This is a genomic window from Mycolicibacter arupensis (assembly GCF_002086515.1).
GTDB classification, from domain to species: domain Bacteria; phylum Actinomycetota; class Actinomycetes; order Mycobacteriales; family Mycobacteriaceae; genus Mycobacterium; species Mycobacterium arupense.
Genome location: NZ_MVHH01000032.1, coordinates 39783 through 50707, shown reverse-complemented (window position 1 = coordinate 50707; position 10925 = coordinate 39783). Strand labels below are relative to the sequence as shown.

General features: G+C 69.7%; 4 protein-coding genes. All 4 read left to right on the top strand.

From position 1 onward, the window contains the following. Positions 1 to 72 precede the first annotated feature (72 nt). The 4 genes from BST15_RS14670 to BST15_RS14655 all read left to right on the top strand — a co-directional run bounded on the left by BST15_RS14670 (position 73) and on the right by BST15_RS14655 (position 10894). Positions 73 to 1719 (top strand): glycosyltransferase family 87 protein, encoded by a 1647-nt coding sequence (locus tag BST15_RS14670; protein WP_198528290.1) that lies wholly within the window; start codon positions 73 to 75, stop codon positions 1717 to 1719. An 11-nt stretch (positions 1720 to 1730) separates the two neighbouring features. Continuing rightward, a complete protein-coding gene (locus BST15_RS14665) occupies positions 1731 to 3035 on the top strand; it encodes an MFS transporter (RefSeq protein WP_234708239.1) in 1305 nt (434 codons plus the stop codon). A 62-nt stretch (positions 3036 to 3097) separates the two neighbouring features. After that, entirely contained in the window at positions 3098 to 9409 is a 6312-nt protein-coding gene (gene pks2 / locus BST15_RS14660; RefSeq protein WP_046188559.1) for a sulfolipid-1 biosynthesis phthioceranic/hydroxyphthioceranic acid synthase, read from the top strand. 66 nt (positions 9410 to 9475) lie between these two features. After that, a complete protein-coding gene (locus BST15_RS14655) occupies positions 9476 to 10894 on the top strand; it encodes a condensation domain-containing protein (RefSeq protein WP_109370744.1) in 1419 nt (472 codons plus the stop codon). Positions 10895 to 10925: the final 31 nt, after the last annotated feature.

Genomic DNA, 10925 nt, shown 5'->3' with positions numbered 1-10925 from the left:
CACCGTACGTTCGGTCGCCTCCTGGGTCACGGGAGAGCCTCCGCCGCCTCCCCCGGCGCCGGAGGCTCTCCCGTGACCCAGGAGGCGACCGAACGTACGGTGCGCGCACCGCGGCGATTGGCGGCTGACCTACGCAGCGCCGACGACCGTGACCTGCCCAGCCGCACCGATCCCGTCGGGCACGCTTTGTCGAACACCATCGGCGGGCCGGTGGGCCGGCACGCGCTGATCGGGCGGACCCGGTTCATGACGCCCCTGCGGGTGATGTTCCTGATCGCGCTGGTGTTCCTGGCGCTGGGCTGGACCACCAAGTCGCCCTGCCTGCAGACCGCCGGCAGTGGCAGCCCGGACCAGCGGGTGGCCAACTGGGACAACCAGCGGGCGTACTTCCAGTTGTGCTACTCCGATGTCGTCCCGCTCTACACCGCGGAACTGCTGGATCAGGGCAAATTCCCCTACCGGTCCAGCTGGGTGGAGAAGGACTCCTCGGGCAAGGAGCAGACGCGCTACGACGGCCTGCCCGCCGTGCGCTACATGGAATATCCGGTCTTGACTGGCCTCTATCAATACGCGGCGATGGCCTTGGCCAAGACCTATACGGCGATCACCAAGGTGGTGAAGGTTCCGGCGCTGTCGGGGGTCGCCGAAGTGGTGGTGTTCTTCGACATCGTCGCGCTGGGTCTGGCACTGGCCTGGCTGGCGACGGTGTGGTCCACGGCCGCACTGGCCGGACGGCGGATCTGGGATGCGGCACTGGTGGCCGCGTCACCGCTGGTGATCTTCCAGATCTTCACCAACTTCGACGCCCTGGCAACCGCCTTCGCGGGGGCGGGCCTGTTGGCCTGGGCGCGTCGCCGGCCGGCGATGGCCGGGGTGCTGTTGGGCCTGGGCACCGCCGCCAAGCTGTACCCGCTGCTGCTGTTGATTCCCCTCGTGCTGCTCGGCCTGCGCACCGGGCGGCTCCGCGAGGTCAGGCGCACGGTCGTGGCCACCGCGCTGAGCTGGCTGGTGGTGAACCTGCCGGTTCTGCTACTTGCGCCCCGCGGCTGGAGCGAGTTCTTCCGGCTCAACTCCCGTCGCGGCGATGACATGGATTCGGTGTACAACGTGGTGCGATCGTTGACCGGTTGGCAGGGCTTCGACGGCGACCTGGGGATGTGGCAGCCCCCGATGGTGCTCAACGGCGTGGTGGCCGGCCTGTTCGCGCTGTGCTGCGCCGGCATCGGCTATGTGGCCCTGACCGCGCCCCGCCGGCCGCGAGTGGCGCAGCTGGCGTTCCTGGTGGTTGCGGCGTTCCTGGTGACCAACAAGGTCTGGAGCCCCCAGTTCTCGCTGTGGCTGGTGCCGCTGGCGGTGCTGGCGCTGCCGCACCGCCGGCTGCTGCTGGTCTGGATGACCATCGATGCCCTGGTCTGGGTGCCGCGGATGTATTACCTCTACAGCGTCTCCGACCGCAGCCTGCCCGAGCAGTGGTTCACCGCCACGGTGCTGGTGCGTGACCTCGCGGTGCTGGTGCTGTGCGCGCTGGTGATCCGCCAGATCTACCGCCCCCAGCTGGACCTGGTGCGAGAGCACGGGTGGGTCGATGATCCAGCCGGTGGCGTCCTCGATCAGGCACCGGACGCGCCGCCGCCGTGGCTGCCCGCCCGGCTGCGGCCGGCACCGGCTGCACCGGTCCAGCACAGAACCGAGGAGCCGGCGGGGGTGGGTCGGCTATAGGGTTTGTGCCCGTGCGGAAACCTCCGTGGCTGGCGTGGGCGCTGTGGGACTGTGGCGCCACCGGCCTGAACGCGATAACCATCAGTTTCGTCTTCTCCGTCTACCTGACCGCCTCGGTGGGGGCGAGCGCCGGCCAGTCCTCGGCGAGCTGGCTGGGGCGGGCGATGGCCGTCGCCGGGATCGCGGTGGCCTTGCTGGCCCCGCTCACCGGAAGCTCGATCACCGATCCTCGGCGACGGCGCCTGGCGCTGATCATTCTGAGCGGCACGGTCGCGGCGTTGACGGCATCGATGAGTCTGATCCGGGACGACCCGCGCTATCTCTGGGCGGGCTTGGCGCTGTTGGCTGTGACGGCGGCGTGCAGCGACCTGGCCACCGTCCCCTACAACGCGATGCTGCGCTCGGTCACCACGCCGGCCACGGCAGGCCGCGTCTCCGGCTTCGGGTTGGCCGCCGGCTACCTGGGTAGCGTCGCACTGCTGCTGTTGGTCTACGTGGGCTTCATCGCCGGGGACGGGGACAACGCCGGGCTGTTGGGCCTGCCCAAGGCCGACGGAGTCAACGTCCGCGCGGCGATGCTGCTGACGGCGGCCTGGTTTGTGCTGTTCGCCCTGCCCCTGCTGAGAAAGTCGCCGGCCCCGATGGTCGACGAGTCGGCGGCGGCGCTGCCGGACGGCGCGGTCCGGGGGTTCCGGCAGCTTCGCGCCGACCTGATCGCCGAATGGCGTCGTGACCGCAACATCGTCTACTACCTGTTGGCCAGCGCCGTTTTCCGGGACGGGCTGACCGGCGTGGTGGCGTTCGGGGCGGTGCTCGGCGTCAAGGTGTACGGCATCTCCGCGGCCGATGTGCTGCTGTTCGGCGTGACGGCCAGTACGGTGGCGGCGATCGGGGCGGCGCTGGGTGGGCTGCTTGACGAGCCGGTCGGGTCCAAGCCGCTGATTCTCGGCTCGCTGGCGTCGATGATCGCGGTCGGCGTGGTGCTGCTGGTGCTCTCGGGCCCCCTGGCCTTCTGGGTGTGCGGGCTGCTGCTGTGCCTGTTCATCGGCCCGGTGCAGTCGTCGGCGCGGACCCTGCTCCTGCGGATGAGCGCCACGGACAAAGAGGGCCTGGCCTTTGGTCTCTACACCACCACCGGCCGGGCGGCGACGTTCTTGGCCCCCACGCTGTTCTTCACCTTCGTCGACCTGTTCGGTGCCGACCGGGCCGGGCTCGGTGGGTTGCTGGTGGTGCTGGCCGCGGGCTTCCTCGCGATGGTGCCCATCCGGTCCCCGAAAGACCCCGAGGACATAAATAGTGAGATTGCGGCCACATAAGCGTACTGGGGTCTACCGACATGTTAATCGCGGGGTGACCTTGCTGTAATCTCGCGAACGCGATGACTACCCCCCTCACTTCCCCTGCGAGTCCGTCTACTTCGTCAGTCGCCGTGATCGGTTTGGCGTGCCGGCTTCCCGGCGGCATCGACTCGCCGCAGCAGTTCTGGCAGGCCCTGCTGCGCGGAGCCGACTTCATCGACGAGGTTCCTGCTGACCGGTGGGATGCCGACACCTACTACGGCCCGGAATCGGGTGTGCCGGGCCGATCGGTGTCGCGGTGGGGCGCCTTTCTGGACACCGTCGGAGCCTTCGATGCCGGCTTCTTCGGGATGACGGAGCCGGAAGCCATCGCGATCGACCCGCAACACCGGCTGTTGCTGGAGACCTCGTGGGAAGCCGTCGAGCACGCCGGCCTTGACCCGTCGACCCTGGCGCGTTCGCAGACGGGAGTCTTTGTCGGCCTGACGCACAGCGACTACGAGGTGCTGTCCGCCGAACACGGCGCCCCCGAGGGGCCGTACGGCTTCACCGGGACCAGCAGTAGCCTTGCGTCCGCTCGGGTCTCTCAGGCACTGGGTCTGCACGGTCCGGCCCTGACGGTGGACACGGCGTGTTCCTCCGGTCTGATGGCCGTTCACCAGGCGTGCCTGAGCCTGCAGGTCGGCGAGAGCGACCTGGCGCTGGCCGGTGGCGTGTCGGTGATTCTCGAACCCCATCGTTCGGTGGCGGGCTCGCAGCAGGGCTTGCTGTCGCCGACCGGCCGGTGCCGGTCCTTCGATGCCGACGCCGACGGATACGTGGCCGGCGAGGGCTGCGTGGTGCTGCTGCTCAAGCGATTGCCGGAGGCCATCCGCGACCAGAACCGCATTCTGGCCGTCCTGCGGGGCAGCGCGGCCAATCACGACGGAAGTGCCGGGCTGGGAGCAGAACGCTCGGAGCAGGCGCAGATCGCGGTCTATCGATCTGCGCTGGCCGCCGCGGGCGTGGAACCCGCGACGGTGGGTCTGGTCGAAGCCCACGGGCTGGGCAACCCGGACGCAGACCGGGCCGAATACAAGGGACTGGCCGCGGTCTACGGCGCCGACGCCCCCTGCTTCCTGGGATCGGTGAAGGCCAACTTCGGGCACTGCCAGGCAGCCTCGGGGCCGCTGGGACTGTTGAAGGCGATTCTCGCGGTGGACCGCGGCACGGTGCCCGAACACCTGAACTTCGCCCGGCTGCCCGATCAGTTGGCGCGGGTACAGACCAACCTCGTCGTGCCGCAGGAGAACTCCCCGTGGCCGGCACCGGCGGACCATCCGCGCCGGGCGGTGGTCTCTGCGCATGGTCTCTCGGGCACCAACGTGCACATCGTCGTCGAACAGTCGCCGGTACCGGCGCTGCCGGACTCACCGCCCGCGTCCCCGCAGGATCCCCAGCCGGCGCTGCTCTTCCCGATCTCGGCGACCTCGGCCCAGCAACTGCGGCAGACGTCGGCCCGGTTGGCGGACTGGATCGATGAACACGGCACCGCACTGACCGGTGCCGACCTGGCTGATCTGGGCTACACACTGGCCCGCGGCCGGGCGCACCGGCCGATCCGAACGGCCGTGGCGGCCAGCAACTTCGGGGAGCTGGGCCAGGCGCTGCGCCACATCGCCGAGAACGACCTGCCGTATCAGCCCGCCGTCGGGCCCGATGGCCACGGACCGGTGTGGGTGTTCGCCGAGCACATCGCCCGATGGACTGGGCTGGCGGAGCTGCTCATCGCGGACCCGGCCTTCGCCGCTGCGATCGCCGCGGTGGAGCCGCTGGTCGCCGAAGAATCGGGTTTCTCGCTCACCGAAGCGATCTCCGTCGAGGCGCCGCCGGCCGAGGTCGAACGTCTGCACCTGACCAGCTTCGCCATCCAGGTCGGCCTGGCCGAAGCCATGAAGGCCTACGGAGTCACACCCGGCGCGGTTATCGGTCATTCGCTGGGCGAGGTCGCGGCGGCCGTGGTGGCCGGCGGGCTGACCCTGCGAGACGGAATCCGCGTCACCGCCCGCCGGTCCCGGCTGTTGTCGCGAATCGCCGGCAGCGGCGCCATGGCTACCGTGGAACTGCCTGCGCAGCAGGTGCTGTCGGAGTTCTCCATCCGCGACGTGTCCGGCGCGGTGCTTGCCGTGGTGGAGTCACCGGTGTCGACCACCATCGGCGGTGACGCCGAAGCCGTTCGTGATCTGGTGACGGCCTGGCAACAGCAGGGAGTTGCGGCATACGAGGTGGCCGCCACCGCCGCGGCGCATTCGCCGCAGGTCGAGCCGATCCTGGAGGATCTGGCACGCGATCTCAGCGACCTACAACCGAGCCCACCCGAAATCCCGTACTTCTCCGCAACGCTGTGGGCTCCACGCGACCGACCGGCCTTTGACGGCGCCTACTGGGCGGAGAACCTGCGCTACACGGCGCGGTTCGCCGCGGCCGTGCAGGCCGCGATCAAGGACGGCTTCCGAGTGTTCGGGGAACTGGCGCCACGCTCGGATCTCGCGGCGGCCATCGAACAGAATGCTGTCAGCCTCGACACCCAGATCGCGGCACTGGCCGCGGCCCCCAGTGAACCGGAAGCTCACGCCTGGACCGGGTTGCGCGGATTCGTCGCCGACTTGCACAGCGTCGGAACCGCGATAGATTTCGCCGCGCACTACCCCTCGGGACGTCTGGTGGAGGCACCTCTGCCGAGCTGGGACCACCGGCAGCTGTTGTTGAGCAGGGAGAGCGCAGATGCCGCCCCGCGGGGTGCGGCCGTCCAGGCCGTCCACCCCTTGTTGGGAGCCCACGTTCACCTGCTGGAGGAGCCCGAACGCCACGTCTGGCAAGGCGACGCCGGAACCGTGGCACACCCGTGGCTGGCCGATCACCGGATCCACAACACGGCCACGCTGCCCGCCGCCGCCTACGGCGAGATGGCCCTGGTCGCGGCCCGCATGAGCCTGGGCGAGTCGGCCGAGGTGCGTGATCTGCGGTTCTCCCAGCCGCTGCTGCTCGACGAGCAGACGCCGGTGTCCTCGGGGGCAGTGGTGGGCGTCCCCCCCGGCGTCCTGGATTTCGCCGTGACCACGCACCAGGATCGAGAACGCCTGAGCTGCGCCACCGCGGTGTTGCACGCCGCGGCCGACGTCGGGCAACCGGCGGCGCGCGACATCACCGCTGTGCTGGCCGCGCACCCCGCGCGCATCGATGATGCCGAGCTGCACAAGGCAGCCGGTGCACACGGCATTCACCAGGGTCCCGCCTTCGCCGGCGTGACGGCGATCCGCTACGGATCGGCGCAGCACATCGTGGGCGCCACCGCGCTTGCCGAGATCACCTTGCCGGGGCCGTTGCGCGCCCAGCAGGCGCTGTACGACATCCACCCCGCGCTCCTGGAGGCGTGCATCCGCTCGGTGGCCCTGCGGCCCGACGCCCCGCGTGGGGCCGACGGCGCGGGGCTGCAGCCGGTGAGCGTGCGCAGGCTGCGCCGCTATGCCCTGATCCGGGACGCCCGCTACTGCCTGAGCACCGTGACGGCCACCGGGGCCGACGCCTATGAAGCAGACCTGGAGCTGCTGGACGCCTCGGGTGCGGTGCTGCTGCGCGCCGAAGGCCTGCGATTCGTCGCCGGCGGAACCGAGCGGGAGGCCGCCGAGCGCACCCTCGAGGAACGGCTTCTCACCATCGAGTGGCAGCGTCGCGAGACACCCGATGCCGGTGCGGCCGGCTCGGGACGCTGGCTGCTGCTGAATATGGCTGATGCGGCCGATCCGCTGGCCACCGGTCTGGCCACCGCATTGGCCGGTGCTCACGGCGAGTCGGACGTCGTGGCGTTCCCGCAGCACCGTGAGGCGCAGCCCGCAGATGCGCTGCACGGCGCACTCGAGGGCCGCAACGGGGTAGTCGTCATCACCCCAGCCGCTGAGGGCGGTTCGGCGTCACCGCAACGCGGCCGCGACGTGGTGGCGGGTCTGCTGCAGCTGGTCAGGCAGATGGCGACGCTGCCCGGGGAAGCGCCCCGGCTGTACGTGGTGACTCGAGGAGCCGCCGCCGTGCAGCCGGCGGATCGGATCAACCTCGAGCAGGCCGGGTTGCGTGGGCTGATGCGGGTCATCGACTCCGAACATCCCCATCTGAAAATCACCGGGATAGACCTCGACAGCGACACCGCCGGGCAGGATCTCGCGCAGGTCGCCGCGCAGGTGCGCAGCGGATCCGAAGAAGAGGAAACCGCATGGCGTGCGGGCGCGTGGTACACCGCGCGGCTGCGCCCCGGTCCCTTCGGCCCCGCCGACCGGCGAACCACCGTGGTCGAGCACGGACGCGACGGTGTGTGCCTGCACTGGGGACACTCGAGCGCCAATGCAACGTGGGAACTGGTCACCCTCCCGCGGACCGCGCCGGCGGCCGGGCAGATCGAAGTGGCGGTGACGGCCACCGGAGCCATCCCCGACGCGTTGGCCAACGTCGGTGGGCTGGCCGACTTCGCCGGTGTGGTCACCGCGGTCGGCGCCGAGGTCACCGGACACCAGGTGGGCGACCACGTCGCCGGCATCTCTGCCGAGGGCCGGCTGGGCACGTTCGTGACCTGCGATGCCCGCCTCACGGCCACGCTGCCTGCGCAGGTGCCGTTGGCCGAGGCCGCCGCGCTGCCGACTGCATACGCCACGGCATGGCTTGCCCTGCATGACTTGGCGCGCATCGCGCCGACCGACACGGTGTTGATCCACCGCGCGACCGACGGCGTGGGTCAGGCGGCGCTGGCGGTAGCCCGCGCGGCCGGCTGCGCGATCTTTGCCACCGACGACACTCCGCAGCGGCGACAACGGTTGCGCGACATGGGTGTCGAGCACGTCTATGACTGCTGCACCGCCGACTTTGCTGACCGGATCCAGCAGGACACCGGCGGACGCGGGGTGGACGTCGTGCTCAACTGCCTGTCGGGACCGGCGCGACGTGCCGGAATCGACGTGCTCGGGCACGGCGGCCGGTTCGTCGAGCTGAGCGCGGGAGACGTCGATGAGGTCAGCTGGTTGAGCCTGCTGCCCTTCCGGCGCAATCTGTCGCTGCACGTCGTCGACGTGGCGGCGCTGGCACACAGCCATCCACACACCGTCCAGCGACTGTTGACCACGGTCTATCAGCAGATAGCCCAAGGGCTGCTACCGATGCCGCCCACCTTTCACCAGCCGCTGCTGGGTATCGCCGGGGACCGGAAGCACTCTGCCGAGAGCGACTGTGCCGCAACGGTAGTGATCGACGCACCGCACAGCGGTGAGTCCATCGCGGTGATCCCGCCGGAGCAGGCCCAGCCTTACCGGGCCGACGGCGCTTACATCATCACCGGAGCCACGGCGGGCCCCGGCATGTACCTGGCAGCCGAGATGGCTGCGGCGGGCTGCGGCCGGCTGGTGCTGAACGGGCCCGCGGCACCAGACAACGACGCCCTCCAGGTCATCGAGCGGCTGTGCGCGGCCGGCAACGATGTCGAGCTGGTGCACGGCGACATCGCAGACCCCGAGACGGCCAGCAGGCTGGTTGAGGTGGCCACCGCGACTGGCCTGCCGGTGCGGGGCGTGCTCCATGCCGTCAGCGCCATTGCGCAGGCCCCACTGGTCGAGGTCACCGACGACCTCATCGACCGCTGCTGGGCGCCCAAGGTCGACGGCGCGGTGAACCTTCACCGGGCTCTGAGGGAAGGCGTCGCTGCGCAGCCGGTGGACTGGTTCTGTGTGTTCTCCTCGACGGCGGCGCTCATCGGGTCGCCGGGGCACGGGGCCACGGCCGCCGCGGACAGTTGGCTCGATGCGTTCGGGCACTGGCGACGGCGCCAAGGCCTGTCGGCAACGGTGATCGGCTGGGGCCCGTGGGCCCGGCCCGCCGGCGCCACTGATCGCGGCGCGGAGGACCGCGCCGCGATCAGCTATGCCGAAGGCGCCCGTGCTCTCGACGCGGTATTGCGTTATGGCCGAACGTATTCGGGATACGCGCCGGTCAGCGGTGCGCCATGGCTGACGGCGTTGGCGCACCGCAGCCGGTTCGCCGAAGCGTTCAAGGCGGTGCGCCAGGGCAGTCCCGACGCCGAGCGATTCCTTGCCGAGTTGAAGCAGTCGCCGCGCGACGAGTGGCTTGGCGCCATCGTTCGTCTGGTGTCCGACCAGATGAGTCTGCTGCTGCGCCGCACCGTCGACCCGGATCGACCGTTGCCGGAGTACGGCCTGGATTCGCTGGCCAGCTTGGAGTTTCGGACGCGCATCGAGACCGAGACCGGCGTGCGCGCCGGACCGGCCCAGCTCACCACGGTCCGTGGCCTGTCCCGGTATGTGTGCGACCAATTGGTGGCACGTGTGGAGCAGCAGGAGCCCGTCGATGTCGGGTAGGGGGACTGGGCGGGCCGCCGCCGTGGGTTGGCAGCCGAAGTGCGTTCGCCGTGAACAGAGGAGCAGATGTTGCGTGTAGGGCCGTTGGCGTTGGGGACGCTGTCAGATTGGGAGCCCGAGCCTGGGCCCACCGTGGTGTGGCAACCGTCTGCCGCGGCGCTGGCCGTCGCGCAGGCGGCGCCGGTCAACGCGGTTCCGGCCAGCTACATGCAGGAGCAACACATTCGCGGGTACATCGACCAGACCGCCGTGGGTTTGGACTATTCGCGTCTGATGGTGCTCAGCTGTGACATGGCGGGCCGCTGCGACCGGCGGGCCATCGACTACATCATCAACGCCCACGTTCGACGGCATGAGACCTACCGCAGCTGGTTCGAGCACGCCGACGACGGGCGCCTCATCCGACACGTCATCGACGACCCCGCCGACATCCAGCTCGTCGCCGTCGACCACGGCGAACTGACGCTGCCCCAGGTCCGCGAGCTGCTGAACGAGACGCCGGATCCCTTGCAGTGGGATTGCTTCCGGTTCGGGATCATTCAGGGCAAGAGCCACTTCACCTTTTTCGCGAGCATCGATCACGTGCACGTCGATGCGGCGGTCGCCGGGGTGACTTTGATGGAGCTCTACTTCATGTACAACGCCCTGGTGGCCGGCGGCGCACCCCTGGAATTGCCTGCCGCGGGCAACTACAGCGAATTCTGTATTCGCCAGCACCAGTTCACCTCTGCCCTCACGCTGGAGTCTCCCGAGATCGCGGCCTGGCGGTCCTTCGCCGAGAGCAACGGGAACACCCTGCCCGGTTTCCCGCTGCCGCTGGGCGACCCCACGCAGCCGTGCCCCGCGGCCATGGTCACGGTGAGCATGCTCGGGGAGAAGCAGACCGTCGACTTCGAGACCGTCTGCACCGACGCGGGCGCCCGCTTCATCGGTGGCGTGCTGGCGTGCTGCGGCCTGGCTCAGCAGGAATTGACCGGTAAGGGCACCTACTACGGGCTCACCCCGCGGGACACCCGAAGGTCTCCCGACGATGACCTGACGTTGGGGTGGTTCACCGGGCTGATCCCGATCACCGTCGAGGTCGGGGACAGTTCGTTCGCCGACGCCGCCACATCCGCGCAGGTGTCCTTCGATTCGGGCCGAACCCTGGCCGATGTGCCCTACCAGCGGGTCCGGGAGCTGGTGCCGACCTTGGACAAGCCACCGCCCAACTTTCCCGTCGTCAACTTCCTCGACGCCGGGGCGGCCCCGCTGTCGGCACTGATCGCCGCCGGTCTGGATGACCTCAACATCGGCGTGTACAGCGACGGCCGCTACTCCTATCAGATGTCGGTGTACGTCATCCGGGTCGGCGAGGAGACGGCGGCCACCGCGGTGTTCCCGGACAACCCGCAGGCCCACGAATCGGTGGCGCGGTATCTGGCCGTGCTGAAATCGGTGTTGGAGCGGGTCGCCGCCGGCGGCCATGGGGCACATCTTGGTTGAGCCGACCCCGGTCGCATCAGCGATCCAGAGC

Coding starts and splice junctions, on each gene's coding strand:
- BST15_RS14655 (WP_109370744.1), top strand. CDS start 9,476: ATGTTGCGTGTAGGGCCGTTGGCGTTGGGGACGCTGTCAGATTGGGAG.
- pks2 (WP_046188559.1), top strand. CDS start 3,098: ATGACTACCCCCCTCACTTCCCCTGCGAGTCCGTCTACTTCGTCAGTC.